The sequence below is a fragment of the Nocardioides sp. genome (assembly GCF_035576065.1).
GTDB lineage: Bacteria > Actinomycetota > Actinomycetes > Propionibacteriales > Nocardioidaceae > Nocardioides.
Genome location: NZ_DATLWX010000011.1, coordinates 44614 through 63971, shown reverse-complemented (window position 1 = coordinate 63971; position 19358 = coordinate 44614). Strand labels below are relative to the sequence as shown.

General features: G+C 70.3%; 19 protein-coding genes. 3 read left to right on the top strand and 16 right to left on the bottom strand.

Features of this window, described 5'->3' with window-relative positions; all coding sequences use genetic code 11:
* Nucleotides 1–24: 24 nt before the first annotated feature.
* Complete coding sequence (locus VNJ48_RS04970) at nucleotides 25–474, bottom strand: thioesterase family protein (RefSeq protein ID WP_325599701.1); 450 nt, start codon at nucleotides 472–474, stop codon at nucleotides 25–27.
* The gene (smc, locus tag VNJ48_RS04965) at nucleotides 471–4025 is read right to left on the bottom strand and encodes a chromosome segregation protein SMC (protein WP_325599699.1); all 3555 of its coding nucleotides are present in this window, start codon (nucleotides 4023–4025) and stop codon (nucleotides 471–473) included. The genes VNJ48_RS04970 and smc overlap by 4 nt, the downstream gene beginning before the upstream one ends.
* Nucleotides 4026–4199: 174 nt before the next feature.
* Here smc and VNJ48_RS04960 point away from each other — a divergent pair, with 174 nt between their 5' ends.
* The gene (locus VNJ48_RS04960; protein WP_325599697.1) at nucleotides 4200–5255 is read left to right on the top strand and encodes a methyltransferase domain-containing protein; all 1056 of its coding nucleotides are present in this window, start codon (nucleotides 4200–4202) and stop codon (nucleotides 5253–5255) included.
* On the opposite strand, the gene VNJ48_RS04955 is transcribed toward VNJ48_RS04960, so the two are convergent.
* The 13 genes from VNJ48_RS04955 to VNJ48_RS04895 form a co-directional block, all read right to left on the bottom strand.
* Entirely contained in the window at nucleotides 5215–6483 is a 1269-nt protein-coding gene (locus VNJ48_RS04955) for an MFS transporter (RefSeq protein WP_325599695.1), read from the bottom strand. The two genes, VNJ48_RS04960 and VNJ48_RS04955, sit on opposite strands and share 41 nt — an antisense overlap.
* 84 nt (nucleotides 6484–6567) lie before the next feature.
* Nucleotides 6568–8109 carry a hypothetical protein gene (locus VNJ48_RS04950; protein ID WP_325599693.1) on the bottom strand — a complete coding sequence of 514 codons (1542 nt, stop codon included), beginning with the start codon at nucleotides 8107–8109 and terminating at the stop codon, nucleotides 6568–6570.
* Between the two features lie 52 nt (nucleotides 8110–8161).
* Nucleotides 8162–8374: a hypothetical protein gene (locus VNJ48_RS04945; protein WP_325599691.1), complete on the bottom strand. Its 213-nt coding sequence runs from the start codon at nucleotides 8372–8374 to the stop codon at nucleotides 8162–8164.
* Nucleotides 8375–8464: 90 nt separating this feature from the next.
* Nucleotides 8465–9331: a bifunctional DNA-formamidopyrimidine glycosylase/DNA-(apurinic or apyrimidinic site) lyase gene (gene mutM / locus VNJ48_RS04940; protein WP_325599689.1), complete on the bottom strand. Its 867-nt coding sequence runs from the start codon at nucleotides 9329–9331 to the stop codon at nucleotides 8465–8467.
* A gap of 3 nt (nucleotides 9332–9334) precedes the next feature.
* Nucleotides 9335–10042: a ribonuclease III gene (rnc, locus tag VNJ48_RS04935; RefSeq protein WP_325600195.1), complete on the bottom strand. Its 708-nt coding sequence runs from the start codon at nucleotides 10040–10042 to the stop codon at nucleotides 9335–9337.
* Between the two features lie 19 nt (nucleotides 10043–10061).
* Complete coding sequence (gene rpmF, locus VNJ48_RS04930; RefSeq protein WP_297736672.1) at nucleotides 10062–10247, bottom strand: 50S ribosomal protein L32; 186 nt, start codon at nucleotides 10245–10247, stop codon at nucleotides 10062–10064.
* Nucleotides 10248–10293: 46 nt separating this feature from the next.
* Nucleotides 10294–10872, bottom strand: coding sequence for a YceD family protein (locus tag VNJ48_RS04925; RefSeq protein WP_325599686.1), 579 nt, complete (start codon nucleotides 10870–10872; stop codon nucleotides 10294–10296).
* Nucleotides 10873–10985: 113 nt separating this feature from the next.
* Nucleotides 10986–11489 (bottom strand): pantetheine-phosphate adenylyltransferase, encoded by a 504-nt coding sequence (coaD, locus tag VNJ48_RS04920; RefSeq protein WP_414689910.1) that lies wholly within the window; start codon nucleotides 11487–11489, stop codon nucleotides 10986–10988.
* Between the two features lie 4 nt (nucleotides 11490–11493).
* Nucleotides 11494–12069, bottom strand: coding sequence for a 16S rRNA (guanine(966)-N(2))-methyltransferase RsmD (gene rsmD, locus VNJ48_RS04915; RefSeq protein WP_325599684.1), 576 nt, complete (start codon nucleotides 12067–12069; stop codon nucleotides 11494–11496).
* Nucleotides 12066–14270 carry an ATP-dependent DNA helicase RecG gene (locus tag VNJ48_RS04910; protein ID WP_325599682.1) on the bottom strand — a complete coding sequence of 735 codons (2205 nt, stop codon included), beginning with the start codon at nucleotides 14268–14270 and terminating at the stop codon, nucleotides 12066–12068. Before VNJ48_RS04910 ends, rsmD begins: the two co-directional genes overlap by 4 nt.
* Nucleotides 14271–15926, bottom strand: coding sequence for a DAK2 domain-containing protein (locus VNJ48_RS04905; protein WP_325599680.1), 1656 nt, complete (start codon nucleotides 15924–15926; stop codon nucleotides 14271–14273).
* A 117-nt stretch (nucleotides 15927–16043) separates the two neighbouring features.
* Nucleotides 16044–16229, bottom strand: coding sequence for a 50S ribosomal protein L28 (rpmB, locus tag VNJ48_RS04900; protein ID WP_325599678.1), 186 nt, complete (start codon nucleotides 16227–16229; stop codon nucleotides 16044–16046).
* Nucleotides 16230–16355: 126 nt separating this feature from the next.
* Complete coding sequence (locus VNJ48_RS04895) at nucleotides 16356–17306, bottom strand: thiamine-phosphate kinase (protein ID WP_325599676.1); 951 nt, start codon at nucleotides 17304–17306, stop codon at nucleotides 16356–16358.
* 135 nt (nucleotides 17307–17441) lie between these two features.
* Here VNJ48_RS04895 and VNJ48_RS04890 point away from each other — a divergent pair, with 135 nt between their 5' ends.
* Together VNJ48_RS04890 and VNJ48_RS04885 are read left to right on the top strand one after the other, a co-directional pair.
* On the top strand, nucleotides 17442–17678 hold the full coding sequence (locus VNJ48_RS04890) for an Lrp/AsnC ligand binding domain-containing protein (protein WP_325599674.1): 237 nt from the start codon (nucleotides 17442–17444) through the stop codon (nucleotides 17676–17678).
* Between the two features lie 20 nt (nucleotides 17679–17698).
* Complete coding sequence (locus VNJ48_RS04885; RefSeq protein ID WP_325599672.1) at nucleotides 17699–18145, top strand: DUF3515 domain-containing protein; 447 nt, start codon at nucleotides 17699–17701, stop codon at nucleotides 18143–18145.
* 94 nt (nucleotides 18146–18239) lie between these two features.
* On the opposite strand, the gene VNJ48_RS04880 is transcribed toward VNJ48_RS04885, so the two are convergent.
* Nucleotides 18240–19355: a D-alanine--D-alanine ligase family protein gene (locus VNJ48_RS04880; RefSeq protein ID WP_325599670.1), complete on the bottom strand. Its 1116-nt coding sequence runs from the start codon at nucleotides 19353–19355 to the stop codon at nucleotides 18240–18242.
* Between the last annotated feature and the right edge of the window lie 3 nt (nucleotides 19356–19358).

Below are 19358 nucleotides of genomic sequence, written 5' to 3'. Positions count from 1 at the left end.
CCGCACCCCACCCCCAGGGCGGAGTCAGCGGAGCAATGGCTCCACAGCGGCGCGGATCGCGTCCGGCATCGGCACCACGGGGCGGTTGCCGGTCCCGTGCTCGTTGTCGACGTAGACGTGGACGAAGCGGCCCTCGGCTGCCGCCTCGTCGGAGTCGCCCTGGAACAGCCCGATGCGATAGATGATCGAGGAGGTGCCGACCTTGTCGACCACGATCCCCATCTCGATCGGCTCGGGGAACCCGATCTCGCGGAAGTAGCGACACGAGGTCTCGGCGACGACGCCGATCTGCGGGAGCAGCCGGACGTTGGTGCCGGTGGCCTCGAAGAGGTGGGCGTTGACGGCCGTGTCGAAGAGCTCGTAGTACGTCGCGTTGTTCAGGTGCCCGTAGGCGTCGTCGTCACGCCACCGGGTGGTTGCGGTGCGCCAGACGACGTAGTCGGCGCGAGTGGGCACCGGGGCTCGCTCGTTCACGCCGGCTCCGCGCGGTCCAGACGCTGGGAGATGACGGCCGAGACGCCGTCGCCGCGCATCGTGACGCCGTACAACGCGTCGCCGACCTCCATGGTGCGCTTCTGGTGGGTGATGACCAGGAGCTGAGAGTTCTCCCGGAGCTCCTCGTAGATCTCCAGCAGGCGTCCGAGGTTGGTGTCGTCGAGCGCCGCCTCGACCTCGTCGAGGATGTAGAACGGCGACGGACGGGCCTTGAACAGCGCCACGAGGAAGGCCACGGCCACCAGCGACCGCTCGCCGCCGGAGAGCAGCGAGAGCCGCTTGACCCGCTTGCCGGCCGGGCGCGCCTCCACCTCGATCCCGGTGTTGAGCATGTCGTCCGGGTCGGTGAGCACCAGGCGCCCTTCTCCGCCGGGGAAGAGTCGGGAGAACGTCGAGTCGAAGGCCTTCTCCACGTCGGCGTAGGCCTCCCGGAACACCTGCTCGACCCGCTCGTCGACCTCGCGGACGATGTCGAGGAGGTCCTTGCGCGTACGCCGCAGGTCCTCGAGCTGCTCCGAGAGGAACTTGTGCCGCTCCTCCATCGCCGAGAACTCCTCCAGCGCGAGCGGGTTGACCCGCCCGAGCATCGCGAGCGCCCGCTCTGCGGACTTGAGTCGCTTCTGCTGCTCCTCGCGGACGAAGGGCACGGGCTCCGGAGTGACCTCGTCCTCTGCGACCTCACCGAAGAACGGCACCAGGGTCTCGGGACCGTAGTCGCCGATGAGCCCGTCCGCCTCCATGCCGAGCTCCTCGAGGGCACGCTCCTCGAGCTGCTCGATCCGCATCTTCTGCTGGGTGCGGGCCATCTCGTCGCGGTGCACGGAGTTGACGAGCTCGTCGTGCTCGCGGGCGAGGTCTCGCAGGGTGGTGCGCACGGCGAGCAGCTGCTGTTCGCGCTCCTGCCGGGAATCCTCGACCGCCGCGCGGGCGTCGGCCGCCATCATCACGGAGCGCTCGAGGGCCTGCAGGACCACGGTCACCGCTGCATTGACCTCCTCGGCCGCCTTCCCCTCACGGATCAGACGTTCGCGGCGCTCCCGGGCACGGCCGCGGGACTCGCGCTCGGCCTGCGCTGCACGGAGCAACGAGTCGGCGCGACCGTGCAGCGCGCGGGCCCGCTCCTCGGTCGTGCGCAAGGTGAGGCGCGCCTCCATCTCGGACTGGCGTGCCCCACGGGCCGCCTCCACGAGGCGTTCGCGCTCGGTGAGGTCAGGCTCCTCGTCCGGGGACTCCTCGGCTGCCGTGAGCCTCAGCTCGAGGTCGGCTAGACCGGCGACGTCCGACTCATGAGCCTCGAGAGCCGTCGAGATGGCGCGCTCGAGGCGCTCGGCCTCACCCTTCGCGGAGCGGGCCAGGGAGCCGTGCTGGCCGAGCTCCTCGGCCACGGCGGCCAGCGTGGCGTCGGACTCGTGCAGCTTGGCGAGAGCCACGTCGGCACGCTTGAGTGCTTCGTGACGCTCGGCCTCGAAACGGGAGATGGTGAACCCGAGGCGCTCGGTGGCGGCGGTCGCCTCCTGCAGCTGGGTGGCGGCCTCGTCGACGGCTGCCTGGATCTCGAGCAGGCTGGGCTGCCTCGACGACCCACCGGCCGCGAAGTGCGCGCCGAAGAGGTCGCCGTCCCTCGTCACCGCGGTCAGCTGCGGCTGGTTGCGCACCAGGGCACGGGCGGCCGCGATGTCGTCGACGACCACGAACTCGGCGAGCAGGCGCGACACCGCCGGCCGGATCTCGTCGGGCGCCTCGACCACGTCGAGGGCGTAGACCGCGCCAGCAGGAAGCCGGGCTCGTGGTGCGGCGGCGACCGATCCGCCGCCGAGAAGCAATCCCGCACGGCCGAGGTCGTCTCCCTTGAGGTGGGCGATCGCGTCGACGGCCGCCTCCGCGTCGGTGACGACGACGGCATCCGCGGCGGTCCCGAGCGCGGCGGCGACGGCGGCCTCGTAGAGGGGCCGGACGCTCAGCAGGGCGGCCACGGAGCCCATCAGCCCGGACACCGAGCCAGAGGCGGCGAGCAGTGCGCCCGCGCCGTCCTTGCGGTTCAGACCGATCTCGAGGGCATCGCGTCGCGCCACCAGTCCGGCCCGGACGCGGTCGGCCTGCTGCGCCTCCTCGCGGGCCTTGGACAGACGCTCGTCCACGTCGTCGAGGGCCGCGACGGCGGCCTCGTGCTCGGCGTCGAGGCCCTCCTCCCCCGCGTCGAGCCCGGCCACCCGGGTCTCGAGCGCCGTGAAGTCCTTCTGCGCCCGAGCCGCACGTGCGAGGGCTTCCTCGCGCTGGGCCTGCAGCCGGCCGATCTCGTCGTCGGCGGCAGCCGCGCGCGACTTCAGCGCATTGACCTGCCCGTGCAGGCGGGCCAGCCCCTCGCGCCGGTCGGCCGCGGCCCGGACGAGCCCTGCGATGCGGCGCTCCTCCTCCACGGAAGTCTCCTCGGCCGTACGCCGACCTGCGACCGCGGCCTCGAGCGCGGCCCGGTGCTCCTCGACCAGCGCTGCGATCTCTGCTTCCTGCTCGCGGACGCGCCCTGCCTGCGCCTCCAGCTCGTCGGGGTCGCGTCCGGAGTCGACGGTGTCCGACTCGGCCGCACCGGCGGCGTTGCGGAGCCGCTCGACTGCCAGCGACTGGGTCCCGCGGAGGCGCTCCTTGAGACCCGACAGGGCGAACCACGTCTCCTGGGCCTTGGCCAGCGCAGGCAGGTCCGTCCGCAGCGCTGCCTCCAGGACCGTCTCCTGCTCCCGGGCCAACGCCTGGGCTGCTTCGACCTGCTGGCGACGCTCGAGGAGGATCGACTCGTCGGCCATCTCCTGCTCCAGCGCCCGACGGGCGTTGACGAGGTCGTCGGCCATCAGCCGGGCGCGGGCGTCGCGGACGTCGGCCTGCACCGAAGCGGCTCGGCGGGCGACCTCGGCCTGTCGTCCCAGTGGCTTGAGCTGACGTCTGATCTCGGTCAGCAGGTCGCTGAGACGGGTGAGGTTGCCGTCGGTGGAGTCGAGCTTGCGGAGCGCCTTCTCCTTGCGCTTGCGATGCTTGAGGACGCCGGCCGCCTCCTCGATGAAGCCACGCCGGTCCTCGGGTGTCGCGTGCAGGATGGTGTCGAGCTGTCCCTGACCGACGATGACGTGCATCTCGCGGCCGATGCCGGAGTCGCTGAGCAGCTCCTGCACGTCCAGCAATCGGCAGCTGCTCCCGTTGATCGCATACTCCGAGCCGCCGTTGCGGAACATCGTGCGCGAGATGGTGACCTCGGCATACTCGATCGGCAGCGCGCCGTCGCTGTTGTCGATCGTGAGCTGCACCTCGGCCCGCCCGAGCGGTGGGCGGCTGGAGGTGCCGGCGAAGATGACGTCCTCCATCTTGCCGCCGCGCAGCGACTTGGCGCCCTGCTCGCCCATCACCCAGGCCAGCGCGTCGACGACGTTGGACTTCCCCGAGCCGTTGGGCCCGACGATGCAGGTGATCCCGGGCTCGAGCTGGAGCGTCGTCGAGGACGCAAAGGACTTGAAGCCCTTCAGCGTGAGGCTCTTGAGATACAACGTGCAGCTCCCTGCAAAATGTGGGTGGCGCAGATTCCGGTAGGGCGCGGTGAGTACGGCGAACGCGGCATCTTCTCAGACGCCTGCAGACGATGGCAGGGGAAGCGGGTCCCAGCCTAACCGGGAGGCCGGCGCCCTCCGGGGAGGTGGCGGGCGGATGTGTAGCCTCCTGGCGTGCCCGGTAGAGACACCCCGTTGACCACGCTGCTCGACCTGCGCGTCGGCCACGGCCTGGAGATCGGGCCGCTGGACCGACCCATCGCCGTACGCCCCGAGTCCGACGTGTCCTACCTGGACGTGTCCGACCGCGCCAAGCTGCAGGCGCACTACGGCCCCGACGACAACGTGGACGTCGACAAGATCCCCGAGCTCGACTTCTGGCTCGAGCACGACGACGGGTTCCGCAGCCTCGAGGACGCCTGCAGCAGCGGCGCGCCCTTCGACTGGGTGCTCGCCAGTCACGTCATCGAGCACATCCCCGACGTCGTCGGGTGGCTGCGCCAGCTTTGGCAGGTGACCGGTGAGGACGCCGAGCTCGCCCTCAGCGTGCCCGACCGCCGCTTCTGCTTCGACGTCCACCGCCCGGCCACGACCGTCGGCCAGGCCCTCGAGGCACACGACCGCGGCGACCAGACCCCGTCCCCGCGGGCCGTCTTCGACGCCCACCGCGGAGCAGTGGACGTGCCGGCCGCGCGCGCCTGGGCTGGCGATGTGCCGGACGCCACCGCCCGGAGCCACACGTGGGACTACACCCTCGAGATGCTCGAGCGTTGCCGGCGGGGCGAATACGTCGACAGCCACGTGTGGTTGTGGACCCCCCGGGAGTTCGTGTCGTTCATCGACGACCTGTGCCACCTCGGGCTCGTCGGCTTCGTCGTCGACCGCATGCTGCCCACTGCGCACAACGACCTCGAGTTCCACGTCGTGCTGGCCCGGCTGCCGGCGGGTATGGACGGGGACACCCGGGACGCGCACCGTGAGCGCGTCCACGGCGCGGTGCTAGCCGGCCTGCCGCCGGAGCGCACCATCAGCACCCCGGAGCCCGCACCCGACCCCGATCCGGTCGAGCTGCTGCAGGCCCAGCTCGTCGAAGCCCAGCGTCAGCGCGACCGGGCCAGGCGCCGCGTACGCCGCCTGCAGACCCAGCTCAATGAGGCCGGTCCCGGTCCCGGCGCCTCGCCCGGTGTCCTCAGTCGGCTGTCTGCACGGCTTCGTCGCGGGGGACGCTAGCCACCTCGTCGGCGTGGGCGATCTTCGCGAGCTCGCGCCAGACCAGGGCCAGGGTGAGCCCGGAGCCGACGAAGGCGAACCACCACGGAGCATTGACGCCCCACTGCCGGGCGATCAGGCCGCCGAGCAGCGACCCGCCCAGCATCCCGCCCATGACGCACAGCATGTAGACCGACCCGACCCGTCCCTGGAACTCCGTCGGCACCGCCCGTTGCCGGACCGCCTGGGACAGGGTCCCCCAGACGAAGGCGTAGGCACCGAAGAAGAACATCAATGGATAGGCGACGTACGGCGACGTCGTCAGCGCCATCGCGAGGTGGAAGACCACCTCGCTGGCCAGCACGGCGCGCATCAGGGTCGCCAACGGCACCCGCTTCTCGATGCGGCCGTAGACGAGGGTGCCCAGGAGGCCCCCGAGCGCAGACGCGGTCGCGAGGAGTCCGTAGCCGGCCTCGCCGATGCCGACGCGCTCGGTGGCCCACAGCACCATCACCGACCATGGCGCCGCCCAGGTGATGTTGAAGGCCACGATCACCAGGGCCAGCGTCCGGACCGGGCCGTTCCCGGCCAGCCAGCGCAGTCCTTCCGCGATGTCCTGACGGACGTGGGTCTCCACGTGCTCGCGCACCGGGCCGCGGGGGGTCGCGATCCGCGACACCAGCACCACTCCCAGCGCGACGCACACCGTCTGGATCAAGAACGGCCATGCCATCCCGGCGGCGAAGATCACCGCTCCGGCCGCCGGTCCCACGAGCTGGTTGGCGGTCAGGAAGCCAACCTGGATCCGCGCGTTCGCGATGCCGAGGTCGGACTTGTCGACCAGCATCGGCACCAACGTGCTGGTCGCCGTGTCCGCAAAGACCTCGGCCAGGCCGATGAGGAACATCGCCGCCATCACGAACCAGATGTTCACCTGCCCGGTGACGATCACCACGCACAGGCCGCCGAGCACCACGGCGCGTGCCGCGTCCATGGCCATCACCAGCACCCGGCGGTCGAGCCGGTCGGCCATGGCTCCCGCGACCAGGCCGAAGACCAGCCACGGAAGCTGGAAGGACATGGCAGCGGCCGCCACCAGGAGTGGGTCGCGGGTCTGCGAGGCCACCAGCAGCGGCCCCGCAGCCATCATCAGTCCGTCGCCGAGGTTGGTCGTCCAGGACGACGCCACCAGCCACCGGAAGGAGATGCCGAGGCGCTGCGGGAAGACGGTCTCGACCAAGCGGCTCACAAGGTCAAGAGCGTAGTCGCGACGGCTGATCCCCGCCTCCGAGATTCCTGACCCCGGAGGCGGAGAACCGGCCACCCCCGCCCGCTAGTCCTGGTGCAGCACCCGGCGCCGACGCATCACGACGAGGAGAGCACCGAGCGCACCGAGCGCACCGATCGGGGCAGTCTCGGTGAGCCCGAGGTCCGTCCCCGAGCCACCGGGCAGGAGGGTCGGGTCGGGCACCGCACCGACCGAGTCGCCCTCGACGTCCACGGCGAGGACGTCAAGGCCTCGCACCAGGTCGACCGAGTAGGCCAGGTTGGTCTTCTTGCCGGTGGCGACGCCACGGGAGTTGTAGACCGGGACCCAGTAGCTGTCCCAGACCTCGGAGGCCCCGAACCACGCGAAGCCGTGGCTGCTGGGCGCCAGCGGGTCGTTCACGTCGATGAACTGGGTGCCGCCACCGTAGTAGCCGACCGACACGATCCCGGACTGGTGGTAGTCGAACCAGTGCGCCGAGCAGAACGCTCCGACCGGGAGCGGGTAGGTCCCGAGGTCGGCCAGCTCCACCTTCGCGAGCGGCACGATCGAGCCGTCGGAGCCGTCCAACCGCTTGATGTGCCAGGTCTGGAAGGAGCCCGCGGTCGAGCAGTCGGGGTCCTCGTAGTCCTCCTCGGTGACGAGCAGGATGTTGCCGTTCTGCAGCGAGGGAGCTGCGTCGGGACGGAAGGCCGCAGCGTTGGGGTGGAACGAGTTGTGGTGGATGAAGTTGTTGAAGCCGTTGGTCATGCCCTCCCGCGACGAGTCGCCCGCCGCGCCAGTGTTGGCGATCTCCACCGGCTTGATGGGGTTGGAGACGTCGTAGATGTAGGACCCGCCGGCGCCCGTGTGGACACCACGACCGGCGCCGTCGAAGTTCCACTTGTGCCCGCCCCAGCCGACCGCGTCGGAGCGGAAGGGCTGGATGCCGGCGGTCGCCGGGTCGCTGTCGACCTCGACGGGACGGTCGAGGTCGGTCAGGTCGAAGATCGAGAAACTGCCCTGCCCGCGCACCTGCCGGGCATCGCCTGCGGAGTAGACGTAGCGGCAGTCGGTGGCGACGACGCAGCTCACCGTGTGGGTGCTGGTCGTAGACGGGACGCGCGAGCGGACGTGCGGGTTCGTCGGGTCGGTGACGTCGACCACGATCAGCTCGTAGTCACCGGTCACGGGCTCGTTGACGTGCGTGATGTCGTCCGGCGAGGCCTGGTAGAGATCGACGCCGATCAGGGCGAACCGCTGCGTTGACTTGCCGACCTTGCGCTCGCCACAGTTCACGGCCTCGTTCTCGAACTGCGCGCTCGGCATCGTGCCGACGCGCTGCGGGTCGAGCGGGTTGCTCACGTCGTGCACGACGACCGAGTCGAGCCCCGACATCACGAACAGCGGCGCGGTCTTCATGAAGCAGCCGGAGATACCCGCCGATCCGGGATTGCTGTCCACCAGGCTGACGCTGTCACTCATGACGACGGGGGCGTTCAGGCCGGCGTCGTACTCGGAGCGCTTCTGGTCCATGCGGTCGCGGTCACCATGTGCCAGGGCGGGGCTGGTCAGGGCGACGGAGGCGCCCAGGATGAGGGCCGCTGTGGCGGCGGGCAGGATTCGCATGGCACCTCAACGAGGCACACATGTCGGAGGTCACGCCCCGACGTCGACCGGGTCAGGCCGGCAGCATCTCCGGCTGGTGCACGGGCGTTGAGCGTTCGGAGACCAATCGCTCGTTCTCGATCCGCAGGCGGTCGTTCTCGACCTGGAGCTGCAGCACCAGCGTCTCGAGGTCGGACACGCGACGACGCAGGCGCTGGTTGTCCAGTGACAGCCGGGTGGGGATGCGTTGGTCGCTACGGAGATGGCCGACAAGCGCCTTCGCCATGAGGAGCGCTCCTTCGAGCAGAGTCAGTGAGGAGGGTGAGGTGGTCGCGTTTGCCACCGTCTACCAATGTCCCACCGCTTGGGGTGCGGGTCAATGTCGCGAGGGGGGCTTTCGCGTCTGACGCGGCACCTTCTGGCACGCGGGGCAGAAGAACGACGACCGGTTCATGAAGGCCGCCCGCCTGATCGCGGTCCCGCACCGCTCGCACGGTTCCCCTTCGCGGCCGTAGGCGTGCAAGGAGCGGTCGAAGTAGCCGGACTCACCGTTGACGTTGACGTAGAGCGCGTCGAACGACGTCCCGCCCTGGCCCAGCGCCTCTCGCATGACCGTGGTCGCGTGGCTCAGGACGAGGTCGGCCTGGGCGCGGGTGAGCCGGTCCCCCGGCCGGTCGTAGTGCAGGCGCGCCGCCCACAGGGCCTCGTCGGCGTAGATGTTACCGATGCCGGAGACGAGTCCCTGGTCGAGCAGCTGGCGCTTGATCCCGACCGTACGGCGACGGATCCGCCGCACGACCGCACCCTGGTCGAACTCCGGGTCGAGCGGGTCGCGGCCGATGTGGACGATCTCGGTCGGCAGCTCGGCCCCGCCGTCGGAGATGAGCAGCCCGCCGAACATCCGCTGGTCCACGAAACGCATCTCCAGACCCCCGGAGAGGGTGAACCGCACCCGTAGATGCCTCTCGTCCGGCACCCCGGGTTGCTGGAGCAGCATCTGCCCGCTCATCCCGAGATGTCCGAGCACGGCGTCGCCGGAGCTGAGGGCGAGCCAGAAGTACTTGCCGCGGCGACGTACGGCCGTGATCTCGTGGCCGATCAGGTGCGCCGCGAAACCGTCGGAGCCGCGAGGGTCACGCCGCAACGGGCGTGGGTGCAGCACCTCGACGCCCTCGATGGTGCAGCCGGTGACGTGCCGGGCCAGGCCCGCCCGGACGACCTCGACCTCGGGGAGCTCAGGCACCGGTCAGGAGCGGTCGAAGACGAGCTCGGGGTGGAGCTTCGACAGCTCGCCGTAGGCCGTCTCTGCCGCGCCCTGCTCGGCCTGCTTCTTGGAGCCGCCGGTGCCGTGGCCGTAGAGCGTGTCGCCGACGCGGACGCGGGCGACGAAGGACTTCATGTGATCAGGGCCGTCGTCCTCGATCACGTATTCGGGCACGCCGAGACCGAGGGTCGCGGAGAGCTCCTGCAGGGAGGTCTTCCAGTCCAGTCCGGCGCCCATGGAGGCAGCCGTGACCATCATGTCGTCGAAGAGCCGGTGCACGACCCGCGACGACGCCTCGATGCCCCCGCTCATGTGGATCGCCCCGATCAGGGCCTCGACGGTGTCGGAGAGGATCGATGCCTTCTCGCGACCGCCGGTGGTCTCCTCACCGCGGCCGAGCTTGATGTGCTGGCCGAGATCGATCCCGCGTGCGACGTCGGCCAGGGCGCGGGCGTTGACGACGGCCGCGCGCAACTTGGCCAGCCGGCCCTCGGACAGATCCGGGTGCGTGGTGTAGAGCGTCTCGGTCACCACGACCCCCAGCACCGAGTCGCCGAGGAACTCGAGGCGCTCGTTGGTGGGGAGGCCACCGTTCTCGTAGGCATACGAACGGTGGGTCAGGGCGCGTTCGAGGAGCTCGGGTTCCAGCGTGGGATTCCCGAGCGCCTCGCGCAGTGCCTGCGTGCTCAGCGGACTTGCTTGTGCTCGCTCAGAGGACCTGGCGGAGTGCGGCGCGGGCGCCGTACTGGCCGCACGATCCGCACGCGCGGTGCGGGAGGTGCTTGGCCTCGCAAGCGGGGTTGACGCAGTTCACGAGGGTCGGCGCAACGGCCTTCCACTGCGACCGGCGGTGGCGCGTGTTGCTGCGCGACATCTTCCGCTTCGGGACAGCCATGGTCTTCTCCTTGGTGTTGCCGGGCGAGTCTCCTCGACCGTACGTGTCATTCCTGGGTGGTGCTGGGGTCCTGCGGAACTACATCCTTCAGCGCGGTGAGCCCGGCCCACCGCGGGTCGATCGGCTCCTCGTGCGCGTGCTCGGGATCATCGGCCAGTCGTGCACCACACTCGATGCACAGTCCTGGACAGTCCTCCTCGCACAGCGGCCGGAACGGTAGTGCAAGCACCACCGCGTCCCGCAGCAGCGGCTCGAGGTCGAGCATGTCGTCCTCGAGTCGGCTGACTTCGTCATCGAGTTCTGCATCTTGCGGGTCGTGCCGGACGTCGTCGTACACGAACAGCTCCTGGAACCGGACCTCGGTCATCTCCTCGATCGGTTCCAGGCACCGTGCGCATTCGCCGACCAGCTCTGCCGAGGCGGAGCCGGAGACCAGCACGCCCTCCATGACCGCTTCCAGCCGCAGGTCGAGTTCGACCGGCGATCCTTCGGGGACACGCAAGACTTCGATGCCGAGCTCTGTCGGCGCCGGCACGGTGCGCACCACGTCCCGCTGGGACCCCGGGCGGCGGCCGAGCTCGCGTGTGTCGAGCACGAGCGGCGCCCTCGGGTCCAGGCTGGTCACGATGTCACTCCGGTCCGAACACTGAACAGAACCACGAAAGCGTAGCCGTCAGGCGGGTGAACGGGCAAAACGGAGGGGGCAGGCCACAGCCTCACTGGGCCCTCACTGTGCCCTCACTGGGCTCCGTCGCGCTCGGCCAGCCGGGCGACGAGCTGTTCACGCACGAACTCGGGGACCAAGCCGGTCACGTCGCCGCCGAAGGTGGCGACCTCCTTGACCAGGCTGCTCGCCAGGAAGGACCACTCGGGGCTGGTCGGGACGAAGATCGTCTCCACCGGCGCCAGGCTCGAGTTCATCTGCGCCATCTGCAGCTCGTAGTCGAAGTCGCTGACCGCGCGCAGGCCCTTCACGATCGCGTCGATGTCGTGCTCGAGGCAGAAGTCGGTCAGGAGACCGGTGAAGCCGTCGATGCGGACGTTGTCCCACGGCGAGCAGGCGCGCGTGAGCATCTGGAGCCGCTCCTCGGGGCTGAAGAGGCGGCTCTTGGACTTGTTGACCCCGACCGCGACGACGACCTCGTCGAAGAGCTTGGCCGCCCGCCCGATGATGTCGAGGTGGCCGTTCGTCACCGGGTCGAAGGACCCGGGGCAGACCGCCCTGTGCAGTCGACCGGTCATGAGCTCAACTCCTGGTGCTCGGGGCTGCGTGACCGTACCAAAGCATCGTCTCGCCGTACTTCTTCGCCCGGTCGCCGACGAGACCATCGGGCCAGGTGAGCTCGGCGCCGCGCGCTGAGCGTTCGACCACGACCAGGGCGCCCGGCACGAGCCACTCGCCCTCGACGAGGGCCGCCAGCGCCGCGGTCACCTCCTCGTCCGACAGCGGGTAGGGCGGGTCGGCGAAGACGATGTCGTACGGCGCAGAGGGAGACTTGCGCAGTGCGACAGCCACCGACGACGCCGCCACGTGGGCGCGGGTCGCCCCCAGGGTCTCGGCGTTGCGGGCGATGAGCGCCGCGGTCCGGCGGTCCTGCTCCACGAACGAGACGACGCCCGCGCCGCGCGACCACGCCTCGAGGCCCACGGCCCCGGACCCGGCATAGAGGTCGAGGAAGCGCAGGCCGCTGAGCGACCCGCTCCACGCCTCGACGGCGGAGAACAACGCCTCGCGCACCCGGTCACTGGTCGGCCGCGTCGCGGACCCACGGGGTGTGACCAGCCGCCGCCCACCCGCCGCCCCACCGATGATCCGGGTCATGACTTGTCCACGAACTCGGAGTGCTGCGACGCCTCGATGTCGGCGACGGCGGCCGCCAGCCCGGGGTACGTCGACAGGTCGGCGTCGTCGTGCAGCAGCTCGTCGGCGGCCTCCCGGGCGCGCAGGATCGTCTTCTCGTCACGCAGCACCCGCAGCGTGACGAGGCTGGACCGGAAGCCCGACTGGTTGGCCCCGAGGACGTCACCCTCGCGCCGCTGCTCGAGGTCGACCCTGCTGAGCTCGAAGCCGTCCGTGGTCGAGGCCACGGCGTCGAGACGCTCGCGCGCCGGCGTGCCGGCCTCGGCCCGCGACACCAGCAGGCAGAGCCCGGGCAACCCGCCTCGCCCGACGCGTCCACGGAGCTGGTGGAGCTGGCTGACACCGAATCTGTCGGCGTCGAGCAGGACCATGGTGGTGGCGTTGTGGACGTCGACACCGACCTCGATCACGGTGGTGGAGATCAGGACGTCGATCTCACCCGCGGCGAAGGCGCGCATCGTGCGGTCCTTCGCCTCCGCCGGGAGCCTGCCGTGGAGCATGGCGGTGCGCAGTCCCTGGAGCGTGCCTCCGGCGAGCTCCTCGTGGAGGTCCTCGACGGCGGCCAGCGGGACCTTCTTGGTGATCACCTCTCCGTCGTCGTCGACGTCGAGCTGGTCGCTCTCCCCCTCTTCCAGGGTGTCGCCGCTGATGCGCGGGCACACGACATAGACCTGGTGCCCCTTGGCCACCTCTTCGCGCACGCGCTCCCAGACCCGGCTGATCCACTGCGGCTGGTCCACGAGGGGCACCACGTTGGTCTGGATCGGGGCACGGCCCGCCGGGAGCTCGGTGAGCACCGAGGTCTCGAGGTCGCCGAAGATGGTCATGGCGACCGTGCGCGGGATCGGGGTCGCGGTCATCACCAGCACGTGCGGGGGCGAGCCGGCCTTGCCGGTCAGGGCCGCTCGCTGCTTCACCCCGAAGCGGTGCTGCTCGTCGACCACGACGAGTCCGAGGTCGGCGAACGCGACCGACTCCTCGAGCAGGGCGTGGGTGCCGATGACGATCCCGGCCTCCCCGCTGGACAGCAGGGCCAGCGCCTCGTCCTTGGCGGCCTTGGACATCGACCCGGTGAGCAGCGCGACCGTGGTCCCCTCGGCGGCCCCACCGAGCATCCCGCCCTGGGCGAGGTCGCCGAGCATCGCGGAGATCGACCGGTGGTGCTGCTGGGCGAGCACCTCGGTCGGCGCGAGCAGGGCGGCCTGGCCTCCGGAGTCCACCACCCGGAGCATTGCCCGGAGCGCGACCACGGTCTTGCCGGAGCCGACCTCGCCCTGGAGCAGGCGGTTCATCGGGTGCGGCTGGGCGAGCTCGGCTCGGAGCACCTCGCCGATCTCGCGCTGCCCGGCGGTGAGGTCGAAGGGCAGCCGTTCGTCGAAGGCGGAGAGGAGTCCTCCTCCACCGGTCCGCGCCTGGGCCCCCAGGGCGCGCTGCGCCGCTCGTCGTCGAGCAAGCACGAGCTGCAGGACCAGCGCCTCCTCGAAGCGGAAGCGCCGCTGGCCTGCGCCTGCCTGCGCGTAGTCGTCGGGCCCGTGCACGAGCCGCAGCGCCGTCATGACGTCGAGCACGTCGTAGCGCTCCCGCAGTGCGGGCGTCAGCACGTCGGGCACGTCCGTGACGAGGTCGAGCGCGACCCGGATGACCTTGATCAGGTCCCAGACGTAGAGCCTGTTCGTGAGCGGATAGACCGGCAACAGCTTGCTGAGGGTCTCGGTCTCGCCGTCCTCACCGAACATCAGCTGGTGGGGCTGCTCGAGCTGCCAGCTGCCGTTGAAGATCTTGGCCTTGCCGGTGAAGAGCCCCCGGCTGCCGGGTGGCATCTGTTCGGCGTACGAATGGGCCTGTCCGGCATAGGGGCTGAAGAACGAGAGCGAGAAGGAAAGTCCGTTGGTGCGGATCCGGACCTCGGTACGGAACTGCAGCTTGCGTCCGCGCTGGAAGGTCTTCACGGCGCTCGACGTCACCTCACCGACGACCGACAGGAGCTGGCCGACCTCCGGGGTGCCGACCTCGGAGAGCTCCTTGGTCTGGACGTAGCGGCGCGGGAAGTGACGCAGTAGCTCGCCGACGGTGTGGATGCCGAGGCCCTCCTCGACGAGCTTGCGCTTGGGTGAACGTCCGAAGACGCTGGCCACGGGCGACTCAGGCGTGATCGAGACCATTCACTCCACGCTCACCAGCAGCGGATAGCGATCCTGGCCGCCGTCGTAGACCACCACGTCGACGGCGGGATGAGTCCTCTCCACGTATGCCGCAGCGTCGGCCGCCATCTCCTCGCCCCCCGCGCCGGAGACGATCGTGACCAGCTCGCCGCCGCCGCCCATCAGTCTCTCCAGGACCTCCACTGCGACCGTGTGCGCGTCCTGACCCACGATCGCGAAGTCGCCCGCGATCACACCGAGCACGTCTCCCGGCTCACAGGGGCCGGCCATCGTCATCGCCTGCCTCGCGGCGACCGTGACAGCGCCGTGGCGGGCGTGCCGAGCGGTGGCCGTCATCTCCCGGACGTCCTGGTCGAAGGTGCGGCCCGGCTCGTGGACGGCGATGGCGGCGAGACCTTGGACCTGCGCCTTGGAGGCGACGACCTCGACCCGGACGTCGCCGCTCTCCTCGGCGGTGCGAGCCGCGATCTCCGCGACGCGGATCGAGTCGGCGTCGTTGGGGAGCACGACGACCTCGGCTGCACCGCAGCCGGTGATGGCCTCGAGGATCTGGCCCGTCGAGGGACGCCGACCGGGGCCACCGTGGACGACCACGGCGCCGGCCTCCTCGAAGAGGGCCGCCAGACCCGGCCCCGCGGCGACGGCAACCACCTTGCGACCGGACCTGGTGGTGGGCTGGCGCCCCTGTGCGGACTGCTGCGCGACCTGGTCGGCGAAGTGGGTCACCCGCACGCGATAGGGGCGGCCGGCCTCGATCCCGGCCTCGATCGCGGCGCCGACGTCGTCGACGTGCACGTGGACGTTCCACAACTGGTCCGATCCCACGACGACCAAGCTGTCCCCCAGCCCGGCCAGCGCCTTCTTCAGCACCGCGATGGCGCTCTCCTCGGCCTCGAGCAGATACATCACCTCGTAGGCCGGACCTCCGGGACTGAGGTCGCCCTGCAGGTCGTTGTGCAAGGCGAGCGGCACCGGGATCCGGGGGACCCCGACCGGAGCAGGTGGTGGTCGGCGTCCGGTCGAGACGGTCTCGGCAGCATCCAGGACGACACACAGACCCCTGCCGCCCGCGTCGACCACCCCTGCGTCGGCCAGCGCCTTGAGCAGCGTCGGGGTCAGCGCCAGTGCCTCCCGTGCAGCCGCGGCCGCCGCCGTGAAGACATCCCGGGCCCTGGACCCGGTGGCGGCTGCGCTTGCCGTGGCCGCCTCGGCAGCGGCCCGGGCGACGGTGAGGATGGTGCCCTCGACGGGCACGCCCACGGCAGCGTAGGACGCGTCGGTGGCGCGCTGCATGGCCTCGGCTGCCACGACGGCGTTGCGGTCGTCGGGCGTGGCCTCGGCCAGTCGGGCGACGTACGCACCGAGCATCTGGCTGAGGATGACCCCGGAGTTGCCCCGGGCGCCGAGGAGCGCCCCGCGGGACAGGATGCGCATGGCGTCGGGCAGTGGGAGGTCCGGGTCGCCCGCCAGGGCCTCGGTGATGGCATCGCGAGCGGCGGAGACGGTCAGGAACATGTTGGTCCCGGTGTCGCCGTCGGGGACCGGATAGACGTTGAGCGCGTCGATCTCCTCGCGGGCGCCGGAGAGCGCGTCGGTGGCGATCTCCACGAACCGGGCCAGCGACGCCGTGGACAGGCCGCTCGTCACCCGCTCCATCGCAGCCCTCCCCCGGTCAGTTGTCGAAGGCACAGGTTAGCGCCGTGCGGGGGTGGGGCGACAGACGCAACAGACCCCGAGAGCAGTGCTCTCGGGGTCTGTCGGGAAGACGTCAGGTCAGCGACTGACCTTGCCGGCCTTGAGGCAACCGGTGCAGATGTTGACGCGCTTGGGGGTGCCGTTGATCGTGGCCCGCACGCGCTGGATGTTCGGGTTGAAGCGACGCTTCGTAATCTTGCGCGACCAGGGTCGGTTGTTGCCGAAGCCGGGCCTCTTGGCGCAGATGTCACAGACGGCAGCCACCGTGTACTCCTGAAGATCGTGGGTGATTCGAGAACGTATCGGCTCGCCAGGACCGGATCCGGCCAGCGAGCAACCGCACAAGAGTATCCGACCCGCAGGGATGGGTGAAATCGAGCCGGTCCCGGCTCAGAAGTGCGTCCACCCGGTCGGGCCTTCGTACTCCGCCCCGTTCACGGTGACCCCCGAACCTGCAGTCACCGAGCCGATGACGCGCCAGCCGGGGGGCACCTGGGCCGCGCTGGGGAATGTCGCGAGCAGCCCGTGGTCGTCGCCGCCGCCCAACACGAACTCGAGCGGGTCCACGCCGAGTGCAGCGCCGACCGCGACGAGCGGCTCGGCGAGCTCGAAGGCACTGGTGCGTACGTCGATCGCGACCCCACTCGCCTCGGCCAGGTGCCGGGCTTCGGCGAGCAGCCCGTCAGAGATGTCGATCATGGCCGTGACGCCCGCCTCCGCGGCGAGCCGGCCCTGCGCGTACGGCGGCTCCGGTCGGCGGTAGGCCTCCACCAGCACGCGTGGGGACCGGAAACCACGAGCCAGGACGGCCAGCCCGCCGCCCGCCCAGCCCTGCCGACCGGCCAGGGCCAGCACCTCGCCGGCGGCGGCACCCGAGCGCACGACCGGCGACTCGGTGCAGGCGCCGATCACGGTCACCGCGATCACGACCTCGTCGGCGCGGGTCAGGTCGCCCCCGACCACACTGGCGCCCACTCCCGTGCACTCCGCGGCGAACCCACGCGCGAAGTCGAGCGCCCATTGCGCCGGCAGGTCGGCTGGCGCTGCCAGGCCGATGGTCAGCGAGTGGGCCGTGCCACCCATGGCATTGATGTCGGAGAGGTTCTGCGCCGCGGCACGGTGGCCGACATCCTCGGCGCTGGACCAGTCGCGCCGGAAGTGCCTGCCCTCGACCATGAGATCGGTGGAGACCACGACGTGACCGTTGCGGATCCGCAGCACGGCTGCGTCGTCGCCCGGCCCGATCAGGACGTGCTCGCCCTGGTCGAACAGCGAGATGAAGGCCTCGATCAGGCCGAACTCGCCGGCATCGGCCAAGGTCGCGTCCTTCGGGAATGCCATGCGGCCCATCAGACCAGATCGGCGCACCGAGGACAGAGGCCGGGGACAGGCGCCTATCGAGAAGTGGCGGCTCTCGCGGTAGGTTGACGACCGCACAGCGTTTTCCACGATCTTCCCGCAACCGAGGAGTCACAGATGGTCGTCCAGGCCTACATCCTGATCCAGACCGACGTCGGCAAGGCCGCTGAGGTTGCCATTGCCATTGCCAAGGTCAAGGGCGTCACCCTCGCTGAGGACGTCACCGGTCCCTACGACGTGATCGTCCGCGCCGAGGCGCGCAACGTCGACGAGCTCGGCAAGCTGGTCGTCTCGAAGGTGCAGAACCTCGACGGCATCACGCGCACGCTGACGTGCCCCGTCGTCCACATCTGAGCCGGACCCACCGACGCCCCGTGTCCCTGTGGACACGGGGCGTCGTTGTCCTTCTCCTGCTGGGCGCTGCCGGTTGCTCGTCTCCCGAGCTGCCGTCGATGTCGCGGGCCGACGCGGAGGCGTGCGCCGAGCTGACAGCCGCACTGCCTGACCGCGTCGACGGTGAAGACCTCAGCGACGACACCGACCGCACCGCCGCGTGGGGCGGCATCGAGCTCACCTGCGGTGCCGAGATGCCTGCGGCGTACGACGAGTTCGCCTCCTGCACCGAGATCGACGGCGTCGGCTGGTTCCTGCCGCCCACCGAGCTCAACGACCCGAACTCCGACATCCTCGTCACCGCCCTGACGCACAGTCCCCGCGTGAGCGTGCTCATCCCGGCTGCCCTGCGGGGCAACGACGTCGCCCTGTCCGAGATCTCGCCGGTGATCACGAAGACCCTGACCGCTGGCGAGCCCTGCCTCTAGTTCAGCAGGCTCAGGCTGCCCGCCGATGATGGCGGTAGTTCACTGTCACCAGGTGGCAGTGAACTACCGCTGTCCTGGGAATGTCGGCGGGCCTTCAGCGCAGCCCGGTGTCACGTTCGAGGGCGAGGGTGATCAACCGGTCGACGAGCTCGGGATAGCTCACGCCCGACTCGGCCCACATCTGCGGGAACATCGAGGTCGGGGTGAAGCCGGGCATCGTGTTGAGCTCGTTGATCACCACCGTGTGGTCGGGCAGCACGAAGAAGTCCACCCGCGCCAGGCCCTCGCACGACAGCGCCTCGAACGCACGCACGGCCAGCCGCCGCAGCTCCTGCTCGACCTCCGGGGGCAGATCGGCCGGCAGGTCGACCTCGGTGTCCTGGTCGGCGAGATACTTCGCCTCGAAGTCGTAGAACTCGTGGCCGCCCCCGATGCGCACCTCCGCGGGGCGTGAGGTCTCCGGGTCGCCGTCGACAGTGGCGAGCACCCCGCACTCGACCTCGCGTGCGCCGACCGCGGCCACCTCGACGAGCACCTTGGAGTCGTACTCCAGCGCCAGCTCGATCGCCTCGGCGATCTCACCCTGGTGATGGATCTTGCTGATGCCGATGCTGGACCCACCCCGCGCCGGCTTGGCGAAGGACGGGTGGTCGAGCTCCTCGATGCGGGTCAGGGTGGACACGCGGTCGGTGTCCCACTCCCGTCGGGTCACCGTGATGCCGCGGGTCACCGGGAGCCCGGCGGCTTCGAGCACGATCTTCATGTAGGCCTTGTCCATGCCCACGGCGGAGGCCAGGACTCCTGAGCCGACGTAGCGGACGCCGGCCATCTCGAGCATCCCCTGCAACGTGCCGTCCTCGCCCCACGGCCCGTGCAGCAGCGGGAACACCACGTCGACCGTGCCCAGCGTCCGGGGCACCTCGGCAGCCTCGGTGACGACGAGGTCCGCCGAGCCGGCAGCGCCGAGCAGGGCCACCATTGCATTCGACGCGTCGACCTCGGGCAGGGTGGAGCCGGAGATGGCGAGCCGGGAGGCGTCGTCGGCCTCGAGCACCCAGCGGCCGTCGGTGGCGATCCCGACGGGGACCACGTCGTACTTATCGCGATCGATCGCGGCCAGCACGCTTCCAGCCGTGACGCACGAGATGCCGTGCTCGCTGGACCGACCACCGAAGACGACAGCGACGCGAGGCTTCCGGGGCTCGTTCATTGC